This is a genomic window from Streptomyces sp. NPDC111628 (assembly GCF_055635195.1).
Genome location: NZ_JBVKBZ010000005.1, coordinates 202793 through 226381, shown reverse-complemented (window position 1 = coordinate 226381; position 23589 = coordinate 202793). Strand labels below are relative to the sequence as shown.

The 23589-nt window shown below is 68.8% G+C and carries 22 protein-coding genes; 11 read left to right on the top strand and 11 right to left on the bottom strand.

Features of this window, described 5'->3' with window-relative positions; all coding sequences use genetic code 11:
- Nucleotides 1-105: 105 nt before the first annotated feature.
- Nucleotides 106-1557, top strand: a complete 1452-nt coding sequence (locus ACZ7MF_RS26860; RefSeq protein ID WP_471480403.1) for a CCA tRNA nucleotidyltransferase — start codon at nucleotides 106-108, stop codon at nucleotides 1555-1557.
- A 97-nt stretch (nucleotides 1558-1654) separates the two neighbouring features.
- Here the strand turns inward: ACZ7MF_RS26860 and ACZ7MF_RS26855 are convergent, their stop codons facing one another.
- From ACZ7MF_RS26855 to ACZ7MF_RS26840, 4 genes are all read right to left on the bottom strand, one after another.
- Entirely contained in the window at nucleotides 1655-2248 is a 594-nt protein-coding gene (locus tag ACZ7MF_RS26855) for an LppU/SCO3897 family protein (RefSeq protein WP_471480401.1), read from the bottom strand.
- Between the two features lie 31 nt (nucleotides 2249-2279).
- Entirely contained in the window at nucleotides 2280-3557 is a 1278-nt protein-coding gene (locus ACZ7MF_RS26850) for an MFS transporter (RefSeq protein WP_471480400.1), read from the bottom strand.
- Between the two features lie 79 nt (nucleotides 3558-3636).
- The gene (locus tag ACZ7MF_RS26845; protein ID WP_356866425.1) at nucleotides 3637-4719 is read right to left on the bottom strand and encodes an inositol-3-phosphate synthase; all 1083 of its coding nucleotides are present in this window, start codon (nucleotides 4717-4719) and stop codon (nucleotides 3637-3639) included.
- 44 nt (nucleotides 4720-4763) lie between these two features.
- Entirely contained in the window at nucleotides 4764-5441 is a 678-nt protein-coding gene (locus ACZ7MF_RS26840) for a PadR family transcriptional regulator (protein ID WP_356866427.1), read from the bottom strand.
- Nucleotides 5442-6105: 664 nt separating this feature from the next.
- Between ACZ7MF_RS26840 and ACZ7MF_RS26835 the strand changes: the two genes are divergently transcribed.
- Together ACZ7MF_RS26835 and ACZ7MF_RS26830 are read left to right on the top strand one after the other, a co-directional pair.
- Nucleotides 6106-8493, top strand: a complete 2388-nt coding sequence (locus tag ACZ7MF_RS26835; RefSeq protein WP_471480398.1) for a transglycosylase domain-containing protein — start codon at nucleotides 6106-6108, stop codon at nucleotides 8491-8493.
- A 120-nt stretch (nucleotides 8494-8613) separates the two neighbouring features.
- Entirely contained in the window at nucleotides 8614-10122 is a 1509-nt protein-coding gene (locus ACZ7MF_RS26830) for a glycosyltransferase family 87 protein (RefSeq protein WP_471481194.1), read from the top strand.
- Between the two features lie 74 nt (nucleotides 10123-10196).
- Here the strand turns inward: ACZ7MF_RS26830 and ACZ7MF_RS26825 are convergent, their stop codons facing one another.
- The 3 genes from ACZ7MF_RS26825 to ACZ7MF_RS26815 form a co-directional block, all read right to left on the bottom strand.
- Entirely contained in the window at nucleotides 10197-11228 is a 1032-nt protein-coding gene (locus ACZ7MF_RS26825) for an alanine racemase (RefSeq protein WP_003975028.1), read from the bottom strand.
- Nucleotides 11229-11288: 60 nt separating this feature from the next.
- On the bottom strand, nucleotides 11289-12410 hold the full coding sequence (gene femX / locus ACZ7MF_RS26820; protein WP_003975027.1) for a peptidoglycan bridge formation glycyltransferase FemX: 1122 nt from the start codon (nucleotides 12408-12410) through the stop codon (nucleotides 11289-11291).
- A gap of 137 nt (nucleotides 12411-12547) precedes the next feature.
- Nucleotides 12548-12853: a hypothetical protein gene (locus tag ACZ7MF_RS26815; RefSeq protein WP_356866431.1), complete on the bottom strand. Its 306-nt coding sequence runs from the start codon at nucleotides 12851-12853 to the stop codon at nucleotides 12548-12550.
- A 275-nt stretch (nucleotides 12854-13128) separates the two neighbouring features.
- Here ACZ7MF_RS26815 and rpsF point away from each other — a divergent pair, with 275 nt between their 5' ends.
- The 4 genes from rpsF to rplI all read left to right on the top strand — a co-directional run bounded on the left by rpsF (nucleotide 13129) and on the right by rplI (nucleotide 14843).
- On the top strand, nucleotides 13129-13419 hold the full coding sequence (gene rpsF / locus ACZ7MF_RS26810) for a 30S ribosomal protein S6 (RefSeq protein WP_003975025.1): 291 nt from the start codon (nucleotides 13129-13131) through the stop codon (nucleotides 13417-13419).
- An 80-nt stretch (nucleotides 13420-13499) separates the two neighbouring features.
- Nucleotides 13500-14096 (top strand): single-stranded DNA-binding protein, encoded by a 597-nt coding sequence (locus tag ACZ7MF_RS26805; RefSeq protein ID WP_109029143.1) that lies wholly within the window; start codon nucleotides 13500-13502, stop codon nucleotides 14094-14096.
- 45 nt (nucleotides 14097-14141) lie between these two features.
- Nucleotides 14142-14378, top strand: coding sequence for a 30S ribosomal protein S18 (rpsR, locus tag ACZ7MF_RS26800; RefSeq protein ID WP_003949403.1), 237 nt, complete (start codon nucleotides 14142-14144; stop codon nucleotides 14376-14378).
- Between the two features lie 18 nt (nucleotides 14379-14396).
- A complete protein-coding gene (rplI, locus tag ACZ7MF_RS26795; protein WP_356866436.1) occupies nucleotides 14397-14843 on the top strand; it encodes a 50S ribosomal protein L9 in 447 nt (148 codons plus the stop codon).
- A 102-nt stretch (nucleotides 14844-14945) separates the two neighbouring features.
- Here rplI and ACZ7MF_RS26790 read toward each other — a convergent pair whose 3' ends face one another.
- On the bottom strand, nucleotides 14946-16283 hold the full coding sequence (locus ACZ7MF_RS26790; protein ID WP_471480396.1) for an MATE family efflux transporter: 1338 nt from the start codon (nucleotides 16281-16283) through the stop codon (nucleotides 14946-14948).
- A gap of 459 nt (nucleotides 16284-16742) precedes the next feature.
- On the opposite strand from ACZ7MF_RS26790, the gene dnaB reads away from it, so the two are divergent.
- Both dnaB and ACZ7MF_RS26780 read left to right on the top strand, forming a co-directional pair.
- Nucleotides 16743-18218 (top strand): replicative DNA helicase, encoded by a 1476-nt coding sequence (dnaB, locus tag ACZ7MF_RS26785; RefSeq protein ID WP_361013768.1) that lies wholly within the window; start codon nucleotides 16743-16745, stop codon nucleotides 18216-18218.
- Nucleotides 18219-18270: 52 nt separating this feature from the next.
- Nucleotides 18271-19656 (top strand): serine hydrolase domain-containing protein, encoded by a 1386-nt coding sequence (locus ACZ7MF_RS26780; RefSeq protein WP_471480394.1) that lies wholly within the window; start codon nucleotides 18271-18273, stop codon nucleotides 19654-19656.
- An 80-nt stretch (nucleotides 19657-19736) separates the two neighbouring features.
- On the opposite strand, the gene ACZ7MF_RS26775 is transcribed toward ACZ7MF_RS26780, so the two are convergent.
- Complete coding sequence (locus ACZ7MF_RS26775; RefSeq protein WP_356866444.1) at nucleotides 19737-20189, bottom strand: GNAT family N-acetyltransferase; 453 nt, start codon at nucleotides 20187-20189, stop codon at nucleotides 19737-19739.
- Nucleotides 20190-20235: 46 nt separating this feature from the next.
- A complete protein-coding gene (locus ACZ7MF_RS26770; protein ID WP_471480392.1) occupies nucleotides 20236-20700 on the bottom strand; it encodes a MarR family winged helix-turn-helix transcriptional regulator in 465 nt (154 codons plus the stop codon).
- A gap of 140 nt (nucleotides 20701-20840) precedes the next feature.
- Here ACZ7MF_RS26770 and ACZ7MF_RS26765 point away from each other — a divergent pair, with 140 nt between their 5' ends.
- Together ACZ7MF_RS26765 and ACZ7MF_RS26760 are read left to right on the top strand one after the other, a co-directional pair.
- Nucleotides 20841-22055 carry an MFS transporter gene (locus ACZ7MF_RS26765; protein WP_471480390.1) on the top strand — a complete coding sequence of 405 codons (1215 nt, stop codon included), beginning with the start codon at nucleotides 20841-20843 and terminating at the stop codon, nucleotides 22053-22055.
- A gap of 118 nt (nucleotides 22056-22173) precedes the next feature.
- On the top strand, nucleotides 22174-22593 hold the full coding sequence (locus ACZ7MF_RS26760) for a GlcG/HbpS family heme-binding protein (RefSeq protein WP_003975016.1): 420 nt from the start codon (nucleotides 22174-22176) through the stop codon (nucleotides 22591-22593).
- Between the two features lie 58 nt (nucleotides 22594-22651).
- Here the strand turns inward: ACZ7MF_RS26760 and ACZ7MF_RS26755 are convergent, their stop codons facing one another.
- Nucleotides 22652-23518 (bottom strand): GNAT family N-acetyltransferase, encoded by an 867-nt coding sequence (locus ACZ7MF_RS26755; protein ID WP_471480388.1) that lies wholly within the window; start codon nucleotides 23516-23518, stop codon nucleotides 22652-22654.
- Between the last annotated feature and the right edge of the window lie 71 nt (nucleotides 23519-23589).

Here is a 23589-nt window from a genome sequence, read left to right as displayed (position 1 = left end):
CTTCCCCCTATGTGCGCCTATAAAGGGAGCGGTACGAAAGCGGGGGATTCGGTGCGCGCTCCACGGGGCGCCCGTCCCCGCCCAGGCCACGTACCCTGTTTTGTTGTGCCGAACGCCAACGAAGTCAGCCCCAGTGTCCTGAGCCAGGAGCACCACCGCGCGGCGGGTGAGCCGCTGCGGGTCGCTCCTGTCGCCGACGATCTCGCCCGCCGTTTTCAGGAGGCCGGGTTCTCACTCGCCCTGGTCGGCGGCTCGGTCCGGGACGCCCTGCTCGGGCGGCTCGGCAACGATCTGGACTTCACCACCGACGCCCGTCCCCAGGACGTACTGAAGATCATGCGTCCGTGGGCTGACGCGGTCTGGGAGGTCGGGATCGCCTTCGGCACGGTCGGGGGGCAGAAGGACGGCTGGCAGATCGAGGTGACCACCTACCGCTCGGAGGCGTACGACCGCACCTCTCGCAAGCCGGAGGTGTCCTACGGCGACTCCATCGAGGAGGACCTCGTCCGGCGTGACTTCACGGTGAACGCGATGGCCGTCGCGCTTCCGGAGAAGGTGTTCATCGACCCGCACGGCGGACTCGACGACCTGGCGGCCCGGGTGCTGCGCACTCCGGGTACGCCCGAGGACTCCTTCTCGGACGACCCGCTGAGGATGATGCGGGCCGCGCGCTTCGCCGCGCAGCTCGACTTCGAGGTGGCGCCGGAGGTGGTCAAGGCCATGCACGACATGGCCGGGCGCATCGACATCGTCTCCGCCGAGCGGGTCCGGGACGAGCTGAACAAGCTCATCCTCTCCCCTCACCCGCGCAAGGGACTGAGCCTTCTGGTGGAGACGGGCCTCGCCGAGCGGGTCCTGCCCGAACTGCCGGCCCTGCGGCTGGAGCGTGACGAGCACCACCGGCACAAGGATGTCTACGACCACACCCTCATCGTCCTGGAGCAGGCGATGGCCCTGGAGAGCGAGGGGCCCGACCTGGTCCTTCGTCTGGCCGCCCTGCTGCACGACATCGGCAAGCCGCGCACTCGCCGCTTCGAGAAGGACGGCCGGGTCTCGTTCCACCACCACGAGGTGGTCGGGGCCAAGATGACGAAGAAGCGCATGATCGCGCTGAAGTACTCCAACGACCTGGTGAGGGACGTCTCACGCCTGGTCGAGCTGCATCTGCGCTTCCACGGCTACGGCACGGGCGAGTGGACGGACTCCGCGGTCCGCCGCTACGTCCGGGACGCCGGGCCGCTGCTCGACCGACTCCACAAGTTGACGCGGTCGGACTGTACGACGCGCAACAAGCGCAAGGCTGCGGCCCTCTCCCGCGCGTACGACGGTCTGGAGGAACGGATCGCGCAGCTTCAGGAGCAGGAGCAGCTCGACGCGATCCGCCCGGACCTGGACGGCAACCAGATCATGGAGATCCTCGGAGTCCGCCCTGGGCCGGCCGTCGGGCAGGCGTACAAGCACCTGCTGGAGCTTCGCCTGGAGAACGGGCCGATGGAGCACGACGCGGCGGTGGCGGCGCTGAAGGAGTGGTGGGCTCAGCACCCGGACAACGCATGAGAACGGGCGGCACGTTTCACGTGAAACGTGCCGCCCGCGGGGTCATGTTTCACGTGAAACATGACCGTGAAGCAGAAGACGGAGAGGGTCTCTCGCCTCAGGCCTTGCCGAGGCAGAGCAGGAACTCTTCACCGTCGCCGGTTTCGGCGTAGAAGCCGGTGGCTCCCTCGACCTTCCGGCACTCGGTCTCGGCGGTCAGCGACGTGAAGTGGCCCTTCACCTTCGACAGCACCTTGCCCTCGGCCTCCGAGGAGGAGCAGTCCACGACCTCCATGCGGTCCGAGGAGGACGATGCGGACTTCAGGCAGTCGCCCACGCCGGCCTGGTCGGCGTCGTCCCGGCTGGCGATGTAACCGCCGACCGCGACACCCACGACGACCACCGCGATGACGATGTTCTTGATCGTCTTGAAGCTCGGCTTGCGGCGGGCCGGCTGCGGCGGCACCGGCGCGTACGGTGCGCCCTGCTGCGGGAAACCGGGCTGACCGGGCTGGCCGGCCTGCTGCGGGAAGCCCGGCTGCCCCTGGGCGTAGGGGTTCTGGCCCTGAGGCTGCTGCGGAGCCTGCGGCTGGTTCTGCGCGAACGGGTTGCCCTGGGGCGGCGGCTGGGTGGTCACTGGGGGTCCCCCTGAAATAGGTGCGTGTCGCGGACATGCCGCGAGATAAGACGCACGTAAGCTACCGGGTCCCACTGACAACTCTGTAGTCCGGTGGGGCTCTGTGTCACTGATGTGACACTTGCCGGCTCTCAAACCGGGCCATAGCTGCCGCAACCACTCCGTAGATCCCGGCGACCGTCACGACCAGCGTCACCGACCGGCCGTCCGGCGGCAGCATGAGCGCGGCCACCCCGGCCGCGCCGACGAAGGCCACGTTGAACAGCACGTCGTAGACGGAGAAGATCCGGCCCCGGAAGGTGTCGTCGACCGAGGACTGCACGACCGTGTCGGTCGCGATCTTCGCCCCCTGTGTCGTCAGGCCCAGCACGAACGCGGCGGCGAGCAGCGGCGCCGTTGCGAACGGCAGGCCCAGTGCCGGCACCAGCACGGTGGCGACCGCCGCGCACACGGCCATCCAGCGGCCGGGCCCCAGTCGTCCCGCCGCCCAGGGGGTGACCACCGCCGCCGCGAAGAAGCCGGCCCCGGAGACCCCCAGCGCAAGCCCCAGCAGGGCGAGTCCCTCGTCCGTGTCCGAGGTCAGGGAGTACCGGCACAGCATCAGCAGCATGACCAGCAGGGCGCCGTAGCAGAACCGCATCAGCGTCATGCCCGCGAGTGCCCAGGCCGCTTCCCGGCGGGCGGGGGCGGCGAGATGACGCACGCCCGCCGCCAGGTCGCGGACGGTGCCGCTGAGCGCCGAGGTCAGCCTGGGCGGTACGAGTGCCGGGTCGGGGCCCAGCAGTTCCACGGCGATCCGCAGCGATGCCAGGGCTCCGCACAGATAGAGGCCGGCGCCGAGCAGCACCACGGCGGCGTCGGAGTCCGAGACCACGAGGCGTACGACGAAGGCGAGGCCGCCGCCCGCCGTGGCGGCCAGGGTGCCGGCCGTCGGGGAGAGGGAGTTGGCGATCACCAGTCGTTCGGCGTCGACCACCCGGGGCAGTGCGGCGGACAGGCCCGCGAGCACGAAGCGGTTGACGGCCGTGACGCAGAGGGCGGAGACGTAGAAGAGCCAGTCGGGGACGGAGGCGATCATCAGAACCGCCGTCACCGTGGCCAGCACCGCACGCAGCAGGTTGCCGTACACGAAGACCTGGCGGCGGCGCCAGCGGTCCAGCAGGACACCGGCGAACGGGCCCACCAGGGAGTACGGGAGCAGCAGGACCGCCATCGCGGAGGCGATCGCGGCGGGCGAGGTCTGCTTCTCCGGGGAGAACACGACGTAGGTGGCGAGCGCGACCTGGTAGACGCCGTCGGCGCCCTGGGAGAGCAGTCGAACGGCGAGCAGGCGCCGAAACCCCTTCAGGCGCAGCAGGACGCGCAGGTCACGGACGACGGCCATGGGGCACAGCCTCACATACGGGAAGGGTCCCCGGGTCATGCGACCCGGGGACCCTCGGCAGACCGGGGTCAGCGGCTGATCAGCGCTCGACCTCGCCCGCGATGAACTTCTCGACGTTGGCGCGGGCCTCGTCGTCGAAGTACTGGACCGGCGGGGACTTCATGAAGTAGCTCGACGCCGACAGGATCGGGCCGCCGATGCCGCGGTCCTTGGCGATCTTCGCGGCGCGCAGGGCGTCGATGATGACACCGGCCGAGTTCGGGGAGTCCCAGACCTCGAGCTTGTACTCCAGGTTCAGCGGGACGTCACCGAAGGCGCGGCCCTCGAGGCGGACGTAGGCCCACTTGCGGTCGTCCAGCCAGGCGACGTAGTCGGACGGGCCGATGTGGACGTTGTCCGCACCCAGGTCGCGGTCGGGGATCTGGGAGGTGACGGCCTGCGTCTTGGAGATCTTCTTGGACTCCAGGCGCTCGCGCTCGAGCATGTTCTTGAAGTCCATGTTGCCGCCGACGTTCAGCTGCATCGTGCGGTCCAGGACGACGCCCCGGTCCTCGAACAGCTTCGCCATGACACGGTGCGTGATGGTGGCGCCGACCTGCGACTTGATGTCGTCGCCGACGATCGGGACGCCCGCCTCGGTGAACTTGTCCGCCCACTCCTTGGTGCCGGCGATGAAGACCGGGAGGGCGTTGACGAAGGCGACCTTGGCGTCGATGGCGCACTGGGCGTAGTACTTCGCCGCGGCCTCGGAACCGACGGGCAGGTAGCAGACCAGAACGTCGACCTGCTTGTCCTTGAGGACCTGGACGATGTCGACCGGCGCCTCGGCGGACTCCTCGATGGTCTGGCGGTAGTACTTGCCGAGACCGTCGTGGGTGTGGCCGCGCTGGACCTGGACGCCGCTGTTCGGCACGTCGCAGATCTTGATGGTGTTGTTCTCGGAGGCGCCGATGGCGTCCGCGAGATCCAGGCCGACCTTCTTGGCGTCCACGTCGAAGGCGGCGACGAACTCGATGTCACTGACGTGGTAGTCGCCGAACTGGACGTGCATCAGGCCGGGGACCTTGGCCGCCGGATCGGCGTCCTTGTAGTACTCGACGCCCTGCACCAGCGATGCGGCGCAGTTGCCCACACCGACGATGGCTACGCGAACCGAACCCATTCCGGTTGCTCCCTGTGTGTACGAGTGAGGCCCTGACTGGGCGCTCACGTGGCGGTGTCGCCGGGCGTATCCGGCCGGGGATCGTTCCCCGGCCGGGGCAGGCCGCCCGTCGCTCCAGATGTCGTGTCCTGTTGAGCGGTCCCCTCGGTGGCGGAACCCCTCAGGTCCCGCCCCGCCCGCTCGCTCTCGATGAGCTCGTTCAGCCAGCGCACTTCGCGCTCCACGGACTCCATTCCGTGGCGCTGCAGCTCAAGCGTGTAGTCGTCGAGTCGCTCCCGGGTGCGGGCCAGTGAGGCCCGCATCTTCTCCAGGCGCTCCTCCAGCCGGCTGCGCCGGCCCTCGAGCACGCGCATGCGCACGTCTCGCGACGTCTGGCCGAAGAACGCGAAGCGAGCGGCGAAGGTCTCGTCGTCGTACGCGTCCGGGCCCGCCTGGGAGAGGAGCTGCTCGAAATGTTCCTTACCGTCGGCCGTCAACCGGTAGACGATCTTGGCGCGGCGTCCCGTGAGGGAAGCGGCGGCCTCGCCGACGTTCCCCGGTTCCTCGATCAACCAGCCGTTGGCGACCAGCGTCTTGAGGCAGGGATAGAGCGTCCCGTAGCTGAACGCCCGGAACACACCCAGTGACGTGTTGAGCCGTTTACGCAGCTCATAGCCGTGCATCGGGGACTCGCGGAGCAGGCCGAGTACGGCGAACTCGAGGATGCCGGATCTCCGGCTCATCGTCGCCTCCTCTCGCCCTTATGCCGCGCTGATGTATCGAGTCGATACATCAGCACGATAGAACGAGCTGCTGCGTGCGACAAGAGGGGAACTGGTGAACGGGATCACATCAGGGTTTCATCGCGAGCAAGTTGCCTGATTTGAGGTGAACTTCGGGCCGCGGGGGTTTTGACGGTGCGTAGTGTGTGCGCCATGCAAACCACCGGGAACCGAGTGACGTCTGGGGGCGTCCTTGTCCCCGGTGCAGTACGGGTGAATGCGGAAGGGGCCGCATCCGTACTTCGGGGGGACCGGAAACCAGCCGCCTTTACCAGGCGCGCAAAGGTGCGCCTGCCCGAGGAGTAGTCGTTCGATGAGCGAGCACCGTCGCAAACCGCCGCAGCCGCAGGGAGGCGGACGTGCCGCGGCCCGACGCGGTCAGTCCGGCTCGTCCTCCGGCCGCCGTGCGGCACCGCGAGGCGCCACAGGGTCTCCGTCCGGCTCGTACGGTCCGGAGAACGAGGAGCCTGAGTACGGCAGCCGCGCCGAAGCCCGGCGCGCGGCACAGCGGAACGGGGGCGGCCGCCGCAGAGCGGCCGAGCCGGGCCGCGGCGGCCGGCGAGGGGCACCCGGCGGCCCGGCAGGGCCCGGGCGAGGCCGGGCCGCGGCGCCCGGCAAGAAGCGCATGATCGACTACCCGCGCCACGACAGGGACGGGTGGCAGCGCTGGGTGCCCTCCTGGAGGCTCGTCTCCGGGCTGTGCATCGCGTTCTTCGGCTGCCTGGTCGGCGCCGCCGGCCTCGCCTACGCCATGGTGAGCGTCCCCGTCATCGACGAGAGCGCCACGGCGCAGAACAACGTCTACTACTGGGCCGACAACACCCAGATGGTGGCCACGGGCGGGGACCGCAACCGCCAGAGCGTGAATCTCTCGCAGATTCCCAAGGCGATGCGCTATGCCGTCATCTCGCAGGAGAACAAGACGTTCTACTCCGACAGCGGCATCGACCCCAAGGGCATCGCCCGCGCCGTGTTCAACATGGCCAAGGGCGGGGACACCCAGGGTGGCTCCACCATCACCCAGCAGTACGTCAAGAACGCCATGCTGAACGACCAGTCGCAGACGCTCTCCCGCAAGTTCAAGGAGATCTTCGTCTCGATCAAGGTCGGTGCCGAGGAGCCGAAGGACAAGATCCTCGAGGGCTACCTGAACTCCGCCTACTACGGCCGCGGCGCCTACGGCATCCAGGCGGCCGCGCGGGCGTACTTCAACGTCGACGCCGTCGACCTCAACCCGGGACAGTGCGCCTTCCTGTCGGCGGTGCTCAAGGGCGCCACCTACTACGACCCGGCGGGCTCGATCGCGATCGACCCGGCGGCCACGCCGGAGGCGAACAAGAAGCGTGCCCAGTCCCAGATGCAGGACACCCTCGACAAGATGGTGGAGTACGGGCATCTGAGCCAGGCGGACCGAGCCAAGTACACCGAACTCCCCACCACGCAGAACCCGCAGTCGAACGCGAAGCTGGGCGGCCAGATCGGCTACCTCGTCAGGCTCGCCAAGGCCTCCGTGGTCAGGAGTGGCGCGGTGACGGAGCAGCAGCTGGAGAAGGGCGGCTACTCGATCTACACGACCTTCGACAAGAAGAAGGTCGACGAGATGGAGAAGGCGGTCCAGAAGGTCTACAAGGAGAAGATCGACCCCAAGAAGCGGCCCGAGAAGGACACGCACGTCCAGTTCGGCGGGGCGTCCATCGACACCAGGACCGGGGCCATCAAGGCCATCTACGGTGGCCAGGACGCCACCAAGCACTTCACCAACAACGCCGACGTGACCGGTGCCCAGGTCGGTTCGACGTTCAAGCCGTTCGTGCTCGCGGCTGCGATGAAGTGGGGCGTGCGCGACCCGGACCTCGGTCCGGTCCAGGCCCAGGACGAGCGCACCGTCGTCTCCCCCAAGAGCCTCTACAGCGGCAAGAACGACCTGAAGATCAATAACTATGACGGGTCGATCTGGGAGAACGAGAAGGGCGAGCAGTGGCGTCAGGAGAACGACGGTCAGGACGACGTCGGTAGCCCGCCGGACTACAAGATCGACCTTCGTGAGGCGATGCGGGAGTCGGTGAACTCCGCCTTCGTGCAGCTCGGCATGGACGTCGGTCTGGACAAGGTGAAGGAGTCCGCCGAAGACGCGGGACTCCTGGAGGACAGCCTGGCCGGCGCCGGCTACCCGTCCTTCTCCATCGGTGTCTCGGACCCCAGCGCCATCCGCATGGCGGGCGCGTACGCCACCTTCGCCGACAGCGGCAAGCAGCGCGAGCCGTACTCCGTCACGAAGGTGACGAACAAGGACGGCACGCTCTACACGCACAAGGTCGAGGAGAAGCAGGCGTACACGGCGAAGGTCGCGGACAACGTGACGGACGTCCTGAAGACCGTCGTCGAGAAGGGAACGGGCACCAACGCCCAGTTGCCCGGCCGTGACGTGGCCGGCAAGACCGGTACCACCGACGGCAACAAGTCCGCCTGGTTCGTCGGCTACACCCCGCAGCTGTCGACCGCGATCAGCATGTACCGCTACCCGGACGACGAGACCATCAAGGACCGCACGTTCCTGGAGATGTACGGAACCGGTGGCGAGAAGAAGATCCACGGTGCCTCCTTCCCGTCCACGATCTGGCAGGACTACATGTCCGACGCGGTCAAGGGCATGAAGGTGGAGAAGTTCCCGAAGCCGGAGCCCATCGGCGAGGTCATCAACGACACCCCGTCGCCCACTCCGACTCCCTCCCCTTCTCCTTCCGCCTCCGAGACCGAGGAAGTCAGCCCGTCGCCGACTCCGTCGCCCAGCGACACGCAGAACAGTCCCTCCCCTCCCGCGCCGACTGAGTCGTGCGATTTCTGGGACATCAACTGCGGCAACGGGAACAACGGCGGCAACGACAACGGAGGCAATGGACCGGGCGGCTCCGAGGGGAGTCAATCGCCTTCTCCCTCGGCCACCGAGACAGAGGGAGAGGGCGACAGCAGCGGAAACAGTCGTGGAAACACCATCTGGGGTGCGAACGGCTAGCCGAAGAGTCCCGAGCAGGGGTGTTTCACGTGAAACACCCGCAAGTTTCACGTGAAACAGGGGCCGCCGCATCCACGAGGGTGCGGCGGCCCCGTCGTGTTCTCAGCCTCGTACGGCAGGATGTGCCCCATGCCCAGTGCAGAATCGACGCCAGCGAGCGTGCACGAGCCGGACCCGGTGCGGCCGACCACGGAGGACACGGTCGCCGCAGCCGGCAGCGAGCTGATCGGCGGCCCGCTGGGACGCCGTGCCCTGCTCGGTACGTCCTGGTGGACCCCCGTGCGGGTGATCGCGCTCGTGGCGATCGGCATGTTCACCCTAGGACTGGTCCAGAAGGCACCCTGCTACAACGGGGCCTGGTTCTTCGGAGCCAGCTCCCAGTACACGCACGCGTGCTACTCGGACATCCCGCACCTCTACCAGGGCCGCGGTTTCGTCGACGGGCTCGTGCCGTACTTCGACAAGCTCCCCGGCGACATGGAGTACCTGGAGTACCCCGTGCTGACCGGCCTGTTCATGGAGGTCGCGTCCTGGCTCACGCCGGGCAGCGGCTCCATCCAGCACCAGGAACAGTGGTACTGGATGGTCAACGCGGGGATGCTCATGGTCTGTGCGGCCGTGATCGCCGTCTGTGTGACCCGCACGCACACCCGGCGACCCTGGGACGGTCTGCTGGTCGCCCTGGCCCCCGCCTTCGCGCTGACCGCCACCGTCAACTGGGACCTGCTGGCCGTCGCCCTGACGGCCGCCGCCGTCCTCATGTGGTCCCGGGAGCGTCCGCTGGCCTTCGGCGTGCTGCTGGGCCTGGCCACGGCCGCCAAGCTCTACCCCTTCCTCATCCTCGGGCCCCTGCTCGTCCTGTGCTGGCGTGCGGGCAAATGGCGGGCGTTTGCAACGGCGCTGGGGGGTGCGGCCGTCGCCTGGCTGGTGGTGAACCTGCCGGTGATGCTCTACGCCTTCGACGGCTGGTCGAAGTTCTACACGTTCAGCCAGGAACGGGGCGTGGACTTCGGGTCCTTCTGGCTGATCCTCGTCCAGAACTCCGACAACCCGCCCAGTACCGAGACTGTCAACACCCTCGCCACGCTTCTGATGCTGCTGTGCTGCGGCGCCGTCGCGGCGCTCACGCTGACCGCCCCCCGCCGCCCGCGGTTCGCCCAGCTCGCCTTCCTGATCGTCGCGGCGTTCATCCTCACCAACAAGGTCTACTCACCGCAGTACGTGCTCTGGCTGGTGCCGCTGGCCGCGCTGGCCCGGCCCAAGTGGCGGGACTTCCTGATCTGGCAGGCGTGCGAGGTCGCCTACTTCCTCGGTATCTGGATGTACCTCGCGTACACGACCAGCGGCGACGCCCACAAGGGGTTGCCGACGGACGGCTACCACTGGGCCATCGGTCTGCACCTGCTGGGAACGCTGTTCCTCTGCGCCATGGTCGTGCGCGACATCCTGATGCCGGACCGGGACCCGGTCCGGCGGACGGGTGACGACGACCCGTCGGGCGGTGTGCTGGACGGTGCGGAGGACGTCTTCGTCCTGGGCCCCGCGGCTCGGACCGAGCGGCCCACGGCCCACTTCGAGGGGCCCCAGGTGCACTGGGGCAAGGGGCGGCAGCCGAACGGTTCGCTCTGAGCGAGCGTGTGAAGGGCCGTACACGAGGATCACGAAGACCTCGTGTACGGCCCTCTCGTCGGCGGAGCCGCTCGCTAGCGGTCGAGGATGCGGTCGAACTGCGTGGTGGTGTGCCGAAGATGGGCCACCAGCTCGTCACCCACCTGGGGCTCCGAGGCGTCCGAGGGCACGAACAGGATCGACACCTGCATGTGCGGCGGCTCCGCGAACCAACGCTGCTTGCCGCTCCAGACGAACGGCGAGAGATTCCGGTTGACCGTGGCGAGACCGGCCCGGGCGACACCCTTGGCGCGTGGCATGACGCCGTGCAGCGCCTTCGGGGCCTCCAGCCCCACCCCGTGCGACGTACCGCCCGCCACGACCACCAGGAAGCCGTCCGAGGCGGCCTTCTGCTGCCGGTAGCCGAAACGCTCACCCTTGGCGACGCGCGTGACGTCCAGGACGGCGCCGCGGTACTCGGTGGCCTCGTGGTCCCCCAGCCACAGCCGGGTGCCGATGCGGGCGCGGAAGCGGGTCTGCGGGAACTGCTGCTGGAGCCGGGCCAGTTCGTCGGCCTTGAGATGGCTGACGAACATGGTGTGCAGCGGCAGCCGGGCCGCGCGCAGCCGGTCCATCCAGCCGATGACCTCCTCGACGGCGTCCGAGCCGTCGGTACGGTCCAGCGGCAGGTGGATGGCGAAGCCCTCCAGCCGGACGTTCTCTATGGCGGCGTGCAGCTGCGGCAGGTCCTGCTCGCTGATGCCGTGCCGCTTCATCGAGGACATCACCTCGATGACCACGCGCGCGCCGACCAGGCCGTACACGCCGTCGATGGACGACACCGAGCGCACGACCCGGTCGGGCAGCGGAACGGGCTCCTCACCGCGGCGGTACGGCGTCAGGACCAGCAGGTCACCGCCGAAGAAGTCCTTGATCCGGGCGGCCTCGTAGGTGGTGCCGACGGCCAGCACGTCCGAGCCCAGCCGTGTGGCCTCCTCCGCCAGCCGCTCGTGACCGAACCCGTAGCCGTTGCCCTTGCAGACCGGGACCAGTCCGGGGAACTGCTCCTGCACGTGCTTGTGGTGCGCCCGCCAGCGCGCGGTGTCGACGTAGAGCGTGAGCGCCATGGCCGGACCTGGAACCTTTCTCGTGGCTGTCAGAGTGCGGATCGGGGATGGGCTGTGCGGTCAGCGGCGCGACATGTAGATGTCGAGCGCCTTGTGCAGCAGCTTGTTCAGCGGGAAGTCCCACTCGCCGAGGTACTCGGCCGCCTGACCGCCCGTACCCACCTTGAACTGGATCAGGCCGAAGAGGTGGTCGCTCTCGTCCAGCGAGTCGGAGATGCCGCGCAGGTCGTAGACGGTGGCGCCCAGCGCGTAGGAGTCGCGGAGCATGGCCCACTGCATGGCGTTCGACGGCCGGACCTCGCGACCGATGTTGTCGGAGGCGCCGTAGGAGTACCAGACGTGTCCGCCGACGACCAGCATGGTCGCCGCCGACAGGTTGACCCCGTTGTGCCGGGCGAAGTACAGCCGCATGCGGTTGGGGTCCTCGTTGTTGAGGGCCGCCCACATGCGCTGGAAGTACGACAGCGGGCGCGGCCGGAAGTGGTCGCGCACGGCCGTGATCTCGTACAGGCGCTGCCACTCCTCGAGGTCGTGGTAGCCGCCCTGGACCACCTCGACACCGGCCTTCTCGGCCTTCTTGATGTTGCGGCGCCACAGCTGGTTGAAGTTCTTGTGGACCTCTTCCAGGGAGCGGTTGGCCAGCGGCACCTGGAAGACGTAACGGGGCTGCACGTCACCGAAGCCGGCGCCGCCGTCCTCGCCCTGCTGCCAGCCCATGCGGCGCAGCTTGTCGGCCACCTCGAACGCGCGCGGCTCGATGTGGTCCGCCTCTATGTCCCGCAGCCGCTTGACGTCCGGGTCCTGGATGCCCTTCTTGATGGACGTCGCGTCCCAGCGCCGGATGATCACCGGCGGGCCCATCTTCACCGAGAAGGCGCCCTGCTGCTTGAGGTGCGCCAGCATCGGCTCCATCCAGTCCTGGAGGTTCGGCGCGAACCAGTTGATGACCGGGCCCTCGGGGAGGTAGGCGAGGTAACGCTTGATCTTGGGCAGCTGCCGGTACAGGACGAGCCCCACACCGACCAGCTCACCGGTCCGGTCGTCGAACCAGCCGAGGTTCTCCGAGCGCCATTCCGCCTTGACGTCCGCCCATGCCGGGACCTGCATGTGACTCGCCGCCGGCAGGCTCTGGATGTAGGCCAGATGCTGCTCGCGGCTGATGGTCCTCAGGGTCAGGCTCATTCGGGGCGCTCCTCGGGCTGGTGTGTCCCCATGGGTACAGGGGCTCCGGCTCTCGCGCGAAGCCTACTGCGCCCTGTGAGCGCCCCGTCCGGCGTACGGCTGGAAGGGCTTGTGCGGCGGGCAGCCGCCGACGGGGATCAGCCGACGAGCCCGCCGTGGTAGATGCCGAAGAACAGACCGAGTGCGGAGGCGCCGAGCCCGAGTACCAGGCCGAAGCGCTCCCGTGTCGTCTCGGACACGTACTGGCCGTACCCGCCGGTCAGGACACCGAGCAGCCCCGCCCAGGAGGTCAGGACGTGCAGTCCCCGGAAGCTCGCGGTGGCCAGGGCGAGCACCCCGAGGACCAGGGTCACGGCCAGCAGTGAGTCCTGGAGGGGGTGTCGTTTGCCGTCGGTGGCCAGCAGGCCGGTCCGGGGCCTGGCGGGTCGCATGATCTGTGCCATGGAGAACCTCCTGCCGAAGGCAGTGTGTTTTAGCCCTCACATCCCTGACTACCGATTGTGTCCCCTCGGGGCCGGATTTCAACCGCACGGCGGCGGCCGGGTACGCTGTACCTTCCGCACCGGTGTCTGTTGCCGGCCCCGGCCGGGCCACCTCCTCGGAGGAGGCCCGATTGTCAGTGGGTCCTGGTTTACTCGTTGATGCCGGTGCGAACGCATCGCAACCCTCCTGCCACGGAACGACCGTGGCCGCTGAGTCCAAAGGAGGTGGGTTCCACATGCGTCACTACGAGGTGATGGTCATCCTCGACCCCGATCTCGAGGAGCGCTCTGTCTCCCCGCTGATCGAGAACTTCCTCTCTGTCGTCCGTGACGGCGGCGGAAAGGTCGAGAAGGTCGACACCTGGGGCCGTCGTCGTCTCTCGTACGAGATCAAGAAGAAGCCCGAGGGCATCTACTCGGTCATCGACCTGCAGGCCGAGCCTGCGGTCGTCAAGGAGCTCGACCGCCAGATGAACCTGAACGAGTCGGTCCTCCGGACCAAGGTCCTCCGTCCCGAGATGCACTGAGCCTTCCCGCTCAGCTGATCCCGGGATTCGAGTAGCAGCAACCAAGCAGCCAGAGCAGCAAACCCGCCGAGAGGTTCCCCATGGCAGGCGAGACCGTCATCACGGTCGTCGGCAATCTTGTCGACGACCCCGAGCTGCGCTTCACCCCGTCCGGTGCGGCCGTCGCGAAGTTCCGCGTCGCGTCGACTCCCCGCACCTTCGACCGCCAGACGAACGAGTGGAAGGACGGCGAGAGCCTGTTCCTGACCTGCTCGGTCTGGCGTCAGGCGGCGGAGAACGTCGCCGAGTCGCTCCAGCGAGGCATGCGCGTCATCGTGCAGGGCCGGCTGAAGCAGCGGTCCTACGAGGACCGTGAGGGCGTCAAGCGCACGGTCTACGAGCTGGACGTCGACGAGGTCGGCGCCAGCCTGCGCAGCGCCACGGCCAAGGTCACCAAGACCTCGGGCCAGGGCCGCGGAGGCCAGGGCGGTTACGGCGGCGGTGGCGGCCAGGGTGGCGGCGGCTGGGGCGGCGGCCCCGGTGGCGGCCAGCAGGGCGGCGGCGCGCCGGCCGACGACCCCTGGGCGACCGGTGGTGCTCCCGCCGGTGGCCAGCAGGGTGGTGGCGGCCAGGGTGGCGGCGGCTGGGGCGGTGGCTCCGGCGGCGGTGGCGGCTACTCGGACGAGCCCCCCTTCTAAGGGACGGGCTCTACCCACACTTCTTGATCACACAGGAGAAACATCATGGCTAAGCCGCCTGTGCGCAAGCCGAAGAAGAAGGTCTGCGCGTTCTGCAAGGACAAGGTCACGTACGTGGACTACAAGGACACGAACATGCTGCGGAAGTTCATTTCCGACCGCGGCAAGATCCGTGCCCGCCGCGTGACCGGCAACTGCACCCAGCACCAGCGTGACGTCGCCACGGCCGTGAAGAACAGCCGTGAGATGGCGCTGCTGCCCTACACCTCCACCGCGCGATAAGGGAAGGGTGACCGAAACATGAAGATCATCCTCACCCACGAGGTCACCGGCCTCGGTGCCGCGGGCGACGTCGTCGACGTCAAGGACGGTTACGCTCGCAACTACCTGATCCCGCGGAAGTTCGCTATCCGCTGGACCAAGGGTGGCGAGAAGGACGTCGAGCAGATCCGTCGTGCTCGCAAGATCCACGAGATCCAGACCATCGAGCAGGCCAACCAGGTGAAGGCCCAGCTCGAGGGTGTGAAGGTCCGTCTGGCCGTCCGCTCCGGCGACGCCGGTCGTCTCTTCGGCTCCGTCACCCCGGCCGACGTCGCTTCGGCGATCAAGGCCGCCGGTGGCCCCGAGGTCGACAAGCGCCGCATCGAGCTGGGCTCGCCGATCAAGACCCTGGGCGCCCACGAGACGTCCGTGCGTCTGCACCCCGAGGTTGACGCCAAGGTCAGCGTCGAGGTCGTCGCTGCCTGAGCACACTGCTCTCGCTGAAGCGATGAGAGGGGCCGCATCTCCCGTCAGGGGATGCGGCCCCTCTGCGTGACTGTGCTCGTAGCCGTGTTTCACGTGAAACGGTCAGCGCGTCGCCCCGGTGACGATCCAGCGCCCCGATCGGGTACGCAGCCACAGCGTCACCAGACGCATCGCCATCATCAGCGTCATGGCCGCCCACAGGGCGGTGAGCCCACCGCCGAGTGTCGGGACGAGCAGCGCCGCGGGAGTGAAGACCGCCAGAGTGAGCAGCATGGCCCAGGCAAGGTAGGGGCCGTCGCCCGCACCCATGAGGACGCCGTCCAGGACGTAGACCACACCGCAGACCGGCTGTGCGACGGCGACGATCACCAGCGCGGGCAGCGCGGCGTCCTTGACCATGGAGTCGCCGGTGAACAGGGGCAGGAATGCCGGGCGGGACAGCACCACGAGCAGACCCAGTACGACCCCGACCGCGACGCCCCACTCCACCATCCTGCGACAGGCGTCACGCGCACCCTGGGCGTCGTCGGCGCCCAGATAGCGCCCGATGATGGCCTGCCCCGCGATGGCGATGGCGTCGAGGGCGAACGCGAGCAGGCTCCACAGGGACAGGACGATCTGATGTGCCGCGATGTCGGCGTCCCCGAGGCGGGCCGCCACGGCCGTCGCGATCATGAGAATCGCCCGCAGGGAGAGCGTGCGGACGAGCAGCGGCATTCCGGCCTGAGCGGAAGTTCTGATGCCGGCCAGGTCCGGGCGCAAGGAGGCACCGTGTCGTCGGGCTCCGCGGACGACCACCCACAGGTAGACCGCGGCCATGCCGCACTGGGCGATGACGGTGCCCCAGGCGGAGCCCGCGATGCCGAGTCCGGCGCCGTAGACGAGCAGGACGTTGAGGACGGCGTTGGCGATGAAGCCGGCCACGGCCACATAGAGCGGGGTCCGGGTGTTCTGCAGTCCCCTCAGGACACCGGTCGAAGCCAGCACGACGAGCATGGCGGGGATGCCGAGGGAGGAAATCCTCAGATAGGTGGTGGCATAGGGGGCCGCGGTGTCGGAAGCGCCGAAAAGTTCCACCAGGGAGGGGGCCGCGGGCAGGAAGACCGCGATGACGGCGGCGCCGAGCAGCAGTGCCAGCCAGATGCCGTCCATGCCCTGACGGATCGCTGCTTGCAGGTCGCCCGCGCCTACGCGGCGCGAGACGGCCGCGGTGGTGGCGTAGGCGAGGAAGACGAAGACGCTGACGGCCGTGGTGAGCAGGGCCGAGGCGATGCCGAGGCCGGCGAGCTGAGCGGTTCCGAGATGGCCGACGATGGCACTGTCGGCCATGACGAAGAGGGGCTCGGCGACGAGCGCGCCGAAGGCCGGAACGGCCAGCGCGACGATCTCTCGGTCGTGCCGGCGCCGGACGGACCGGGTACGCGCGGGGGCCTGTGTCATGAGCACCAATCTAATCGTCCACAGGTAAGAGATGCAAAGCTTCGATGACCCTTACGTCCGGTCTCGAACCGTGTACTTCTGGGTACCGTTCGAAGTGATCTTGGTCCGACTGGGAAAGTTTTTCTTCTGCACAGGCGGTGGACGATAAAGGCCCAGTTCAAGGCGGGTTCTCGGGTCGGGGTGCGGGCTTGTTCACAGGGCTGTCCACCGGGTCGTGCACAGGTTTCGCGGAGTTCTCCACAGCATCTGGCCGGTCGTCCACATGGCCTGTGGATAACCAGATTGGCTGACGGTGCCCGCAGGCCTACGGTTATCCGGCGCCCGCTCCGTCCGTCGGCCGGTGAACCCTCACAAAACCGACGCGCCAGAACCGGAGTTGGGCGTCTTATTTGTCAGTGCCGTGCCGTAGAAATGAGGGGCACGGCGAGGTCCGCTCGGCGGACGGGAGGAGGTGGCTCGGTGAGCATTTCCGAGCCCTTGGACGACCCGTGGGCCGACAGCGGCCCCAGTGATCGTCTGCCCGCTTCCCGCCGCCGCAGTGAGGGCGGCCGCAGCCGGGACGAGCAGCACGAGCGCGGCCCGGACAGCGGGTGGGACGGCGGTGGCGCGTCCTTCGAGCGGGTGCCACCGCAGGACCTGGACGCCGAGCAGTCCGTCCTCGGCGGGATGCTCCTGTCCAAGGACGCCATCGCCGACGTCGTCGAGATCCTCAAAGGCCACGACTTCTACAAGCCGGCCCACGAGACGGTCTACCAGGCCATCCTCGACGTCTATGCCAAGGGCGAGCCGGCCGACCCCATCACGATCGCCGCCGAGCTCACCAAGCGCGGGGAGATCAACAAGGTCGGTGGCGCCTCGTACCTGCACACCCTCGTCCAGACGGTGCCGACGGCCGCGAACGCCGCGTACTACGCGGAGATCGTGCACGAGCGGGCGGTGCTGCGCCGCCTGGTCGAGGCCGGCACCCGGATCACACAGATGGGATACGCGGCCGACGACGACGTCGACGAGATCGTCAACCGCGCCCAGGCCGAGATCTACGCCGTCACCGAGCAACGCACCAGCGAGGACTACCTGCCGCTCGGCGACATCATGGAGGGCGCGCTCGACGAGATCGAGGCCATCGGATCGCGCAGCGGCGAGATGACCGGCGTGCCGACGGGTTTCACGGACTTCGATTCGCTGACCAACGGCCTTCACCCCGGGCAGATGGTCGTCATCGCCGCCCGTCCCGCGATGGGCAAGTCGACCCTGGCCCTGGACTTCGCGCGGGCCGCCTCGATCAAGAACAACCTGCCGAGCGTCATCTTCTCGCTCGAAATGGGGCGCAACGAGATCGCGATGCGACTGCTGTCCGCCGAGGCCCGCGTCGCGCTGCACCACATGCGGTCGGGAACGATGACGGACGACGACTGGACCCGGCTGGCGCGCCGGATGCCCGACGTTTCGGCCGCTCCGCTCTACATCGACGACTCCCCGAACCTGTCGATGATGGAGATCCGCGCCAAGTGCCGTCGCCTCAAACAGCGCAACGATCTCAAGCTGGTCGTGATCGACTACCTCCAGCTGATGCAGTCCGGCGGTTCGAAGCGCGCCGAGAGCCGACAGCAGGAGGTCTCGGACATGTCCCGAAACCTCAAACTGCTGGCGAAGGAGCTGGAGATCCCGGTCATCGCGCTCTCCCAGCTGAACCGTGGTCCGGAGCAGCGTACCGACAAGAAGCCCATGGTCTCCGACCTGCGTGAGTCCGGTTCGATCGAGCAGGACGCCGACATGGTCATCCTGCTGCACCGCGAGGACGCCTATGAGAAGGAGTCACCGCGCGCGGGCGAGGCGGACCTGATCGTGGCCAAGCACCGTAACGGTCCGACGGCGACGATCACGGTCGCCTTCCAGGGGCATTACTCGCGTTTCGTGGACATGGCACAGACCTGACCGTCCCGGAAATCGGCTCGACGTGCGGTGTCCCGGCCGGTGGACTGGGCACATGACGACACCTCAGGGAGAGCTGCTCCCCACCACCCGGCGGGCGCTGACGCACCGGATCGCCGTGGCCCAGGCGGAAGGGCGTACGCCGTCGCTCGTTGCGGCGGTGGTCCGGGGCGGGCGGGCCGTGTGGCACGGTGCGCGGACCTCGGTCGACGGGCACGGCCCGGACGAGAACGTGCAGTACCGGATCGGCTCGATCACCAAGACGTTCACCGCCGTCCTCGTCCTGCGGCTGCGCGACGAGGGCGTGCTCGACCTCGGGGATCCGCTGGAGAAGCACCTGCCGGGCACCGGCGCGGGGGAGGCCACGATCGCCGAACTGCTCGCGCACACGGGCGGGCTGGCCGCCGAGTCACCGGCGCCCTGGTGGGAGCGGACGCCGGGTTCGCTGCGCCCCGAACTCGCCGATGTGCTGGGCAAGCAGCCGCTCCTGCACCCGGTGGGTCGGCGGCACCACTACTCCAACCCCGGCTACACGCTTCTCGGCGCGCTGGTCGAGAAGCTGCGTGGCGCTCCATGGGAAGAGGCGCTGCAGCGGGAGGTGCTGGACCCGCTGGGTCTGCGGCGTACGGCCACCCGGCCCAGCGCCCCGCATGCCGGTGGCTGGGCGGTGCATCCCTGGGCCGATGTGATGCTTGCCGAGCCTGTCGAGGACCTCGGGCGGATGGCCCCGGCCGGACAGCTCTGGTCCACCACCGGGGACCTGGCGCGGTTCGCCGTCTTTCTGACGCTGGGGGACGACCGGGTGCTCGGGGCGGAGACCGTGCGGGAGATGCGGGCGCCCGCCGCTCCGGCCGAGGTCGCGGATGTGGTGGACGGCGCGGCCTACGGACTGGGGCTGCAGATCCAGCACCGGGACGGGCGGCTGCTCGTCGGGCATTCCGGGTCCCTGCCGGGCTACCTGGCCAACCTCACCATCGGCGTGGAGGACGACGTGGCCGCGGTGGTTCTGACCAACTGCACCTCGGGGCCACTGCTCGCCGGGGTCGGAGCCGACCTCGTACGCATCGTCGCCGAGGCGGAGCCCCGGATTCCCGAACCGTGGCGTCCGCTGCGGGAGGTCGACTCCTCCGTACTGGAGTTGGCGGGGCAGTGGTACTGGGGGACGCACGCCTTCGCCCTGCGGCTGACGCCCGACGGAGGCGTCTCGCTGGGGCCGCTGTCCGGCCAGGGTCGCCGCTCACGCTTCCGGGTGAACGGTGACGGCAGCTGGACGGGACTGGAGGGGTATTACGCGGGGGAGTCGCTGCGTGCGGTGAGGCGTCCGGACGGCACCGTCAGCCATCTGGATCTCGGGTCGTTCGTCTTCACGCGTCAGCCGTACGACGAGGGCGGCTCCGTACCGGGTGGAGTGGACCCGGAGGGATGGCGGGGGATCGGATAACAGCCGTCCGGCCGAAGCGGCCCTGTTTCACGTGAAACAGGGCCGCGCGCCGTTGAGGGCGTGTGGCGGGAGCGGTGTATTCAGAGCTGGAGTTTGAAGCCCGTGTGCGAGGCCTCGAAGCCGAGTCGCTCGTAGAAGCGGTGGGCGTCGGTACGGGTCTTGTCGGAGGTGAGCTGCACCAGGTGGCAGCCCTGCCGTCGGGACTCGTCGATCGCCCACTCGATCAGCTGTGTGCCCAGTCCGCTGCCACGTTCGTCAGCGTGTATGCGTACCCCTTCGACGATCGAACGCGTGGCGCCGCGCCGGGACAGTCCGGGGACGATCGTCAGCTGGAGCGTGCCGACGACACGACCCTCGCGGACGGCCACCATCAGATGCTGGTTCGGATCAACCCTGAGGCGTTCGAAGGCGGCCCGGTACGGTCCCAGGTCGTCCGGTGATTCGCGCTGTGCGCCCAACGGGTCGTCGGCGAGCATCGCGACGACCGCCGGGATGTCTTCGGCGGTGGTGGGGCGTATTTCGAGATCTGCCATGCCCGCACTCTAGAACCGGGCCGACGCCCGGTCCGCCGGACGGGCCCTAGGCGGGCACCGGTGCCTTCAGGGTCTCCACGGCCCGGACCAGCGGAGCCAGATCGGGGTTCGTTGCCGCCTCGTCGAGGGCCTCCCGCAGGGCGGCGTCATTGGTGGGCCGCGCCTCGTCCAGCAGTTGCAGGCCCGCCGTGGTGACGTTGGTGTAGATGCCGCGCCGGTCGGTGGGGCACAGGTAGCGCTCGAGCAGGCCCCGGTCCTCGAGCCGGGTGACCAGCCGGGTGGTCGCGCTCTGGCTGAGGACGACGGCGTCGGCGACCTGCTTCATCTGCAGATGTCCACCGTCGCCGTCGTGCTGGCGGCTGAGCACGTCGAGCAGGGAGTACTCGCGGACGCTCAGGTCATGCCCGGTCTGCAGAGCGCGCTCGATGTGGGCCTCGATCCTCCCGTGCAGCAGGGAGAGGGCGCACCAGCCCTGGGAGAGGGCGGTGAGCGCGGGGTCCGTCGCTGTCATGTGGATCCTCCGTCCAGGAGCGGCTGAGACCAGGGTAGACCAGGCACGCGATTGTCAGCGCTTGCATATTGCCCGCGTGTGCAATTATTGTGAGCGAACGCAAAGCGCTCCTGCAATCGTTTGGGAAGGTGTACCCCTCCATGCCTCTCGCGCTTCTGGCCCTCGCGATCGGGGCCTTCGGGATCGGAACGACCGAGTTCGTGATCATGGGTTTGCTTCCCGAGGTCGCGAGCGACTACGGCGTCTCCATCCCCACCGCCGGCTACCTGGTGACCGGTTACGCCCTCGGTGTGATGCTCGGCGCCCCGCTGATGACCGTGCTCGGCACCAGGGTTCCGCGCAAGCGGATGCTGATGCTGCTGATGGGCCTGTTCATCGTCGGCAACCTGCTCTCCGCCCTCGCCCCCGCCTTCTCGGTCATGCTGATCGGCCGCGTGGTCGCCTCGCTCGCCCACGGCGCCTTCTTCGGCATCGGATCGGTCGTCGCGGCCGGTCTGGTCGCTCCGCACAAGAAGGCCGGCGCCATCGCGATGATGTTCACCGGGCTGACCGTCGCCAATGTCGTCGGCGTCCCGCTGGGCACGCTGATCGGACAGACCGTCGGCTGGCGCGTCACCTTCGTCGTCGTCGCCGCGCTCGGTGTCGTCGGCCTGGCCGGAGTCGCCAAGCTGGTCCCCGACATGCCCAGGGCCGAGGGCGTGCGGCTGCGCCACGAAATGGCCGCGTTCAAGAACGTGCAGGTCCTGCTCGCGATGGCCATGACCGTCCTCGGCTTCGGCGGGGTCTTCGCGGCGATCACCTACATCGCGCCGATGATGACCCATGTCGCGGGCTTCGCCGACGGCTCGGTCACCTGGCTGCTGGTCCTCTTCGGCCTCGGCATGGTCGGCGGCAACCTCGTCGGCGGCCGGTTCGCCGACCGCGCCCTGATGCCCATGCTGTACATCTCCCTGGGCGCCCTGTCCGTCGTACTCGCCCTCTTCATTCTCACCGCGCACGACAAGTTCGCGTCCGCAGTGACCATCGTCCTGATCGGGGCCCTGGGCTTCGCCACCGTCCCTCCGCTGCAGAAGCGCGTCCTGGACCACGCACACGGCGCCCCGACGCTGGCCTCCGCGGTGAACATCGGCGCCTTCAACCTCGGCAACGCGCTCTCTGCCTGGCTGGGTGGGGTCGTGATCGCGGCCGGCTTCGGATACACCGCCCCCAACTGGGTCGGCGCCGTGCTCGCCGCCGCCGCGCTGGTCCTCGCCGTCGTCTCGGCCGCCCTGGAACGGCGCGGGAGCGGGCCGGGCAAGGTCGTCGCGGGTTCGGTGTCCCCCATCGAGCAGCGGGCCGCCGCCGTCCCTCACTGAACCACCGACCCCGGTCCCGGGGAAGGGGGGCCGGGGCCGTCCCCGCACCCCACGGCCACCACCGCCTCGGCGACCACCGAGGCACCGCACCACTCGGCACGACCAAGGAGAAAGACCCATGAGCACCACCGCTGTCACCCCGCTGACGACCCAGGACGCCGAAGCACTCGTCACCGCGGCCCACCACGCCGCCGAAGCGGCCGGTGTCACGGTCAGCGTCACCGTCCTCGACGCCGGCGGCCATCTGCTCGCCTTCCGGCGCGACGACCGGGCCGTGCTGATCTCCGGAGAGACCAGCACGCGCAAGGCCTACACGGCACTCCAGCTGAACGCTCCCACCGCCGACCTCGTCGACGCCGTGCAGCCCGGCGGCCTCTTCCACACCCTGCCCACCGCCCTCGACCGGCCGCTGCTGTTCCTCGCGGGCGGCGTGCCCGTGCACCGCGAGGGCCGGCTGATCGGAGCGATCGGGGTGGGCGGCGGCGCGCCCGACCAGGACCACGGCTTCGCCTCGGCCGCCGTACGGGCGCTCGCCTGACCCTCCTGATACGGGCAGTGGCCGCCTATCGGGCCGGGAAGTCCCTCCCCCGCCGGTGTCAGCCCGCCGCCACCGTCAGCGGCGCGAAGCGCCGGGTCCAGTCCCCGGGCAGCTCGGTGATCCCATAGGTCATGACCGCGTTGGGGGCGATGGCGGAGAGGCCGCGCTCCTTCACCCACGCCAGCAGCTCCTCGTGCCGTACGTCGATGTCCGTGCGCAGCGGCCGGTCGGTGCGCACGGCGAGCGAGCCGATCAGGGCCTTGGCCGTCTCGGTGTCACGGGCGATCAGAGGGCCCACCACGTGGGTGTCCATGTTCGGCCAGGCCGCGGCGTACCCGATGATCCGCCCGTCCTCCTCGGCGACGCGCAACTGGTCGGCGAAGGCGGGCAGCCGCGTGACGATCGGGGTGCGGTCCGCACCGAAAACCTCCTCGTCGAGCCGGAGGACCGCGGTGAGGTCCTCGGCAGTGGCCGCGCGGGTGACGGTCTTCGGTTCCGGTCCGCCCGGGACGAAACGGCCCCGCACCATCTCCGCCCCGCCCGTCACCTTGAAGCCGAGCTCCTCGTAGAGCGGCCGGCCGTACGGCGTCGCGTGCAGAGTCAGCGGAAGGGTGCCCAGCCCGGAGACGACGTGACGCATCAGACGGCGTCCGACGCCCTGGCGGGCGTGCTGCTCGGCGACCAGCACCATGCCGATGGCGGCGAGCGAGGGGCGTTCCTGCGGTCCGTACTCGGTGACGGTGCAGGCGGCGACGAGACCGCCGCCGGGGTCGTCGATGCCGTACCCCTTTCCGGCGGTGAGGAGGAATCCCCACTTGTGCTCCTCACGCGGCCACCCCCGGTCCTCGGACAGGTCGGCACAGGCGGTGAGATCGCGGAGCGTCAGACGGCGGATCGGAGCGGAGGCGAGGAAAGGTGTCGGCACGCAGGTCAGGCTGTCCGACGGCAGCCTCCCGCGTCCACCTCTTTCCGGTGGAACCCGCGAGCTTTCGGCCA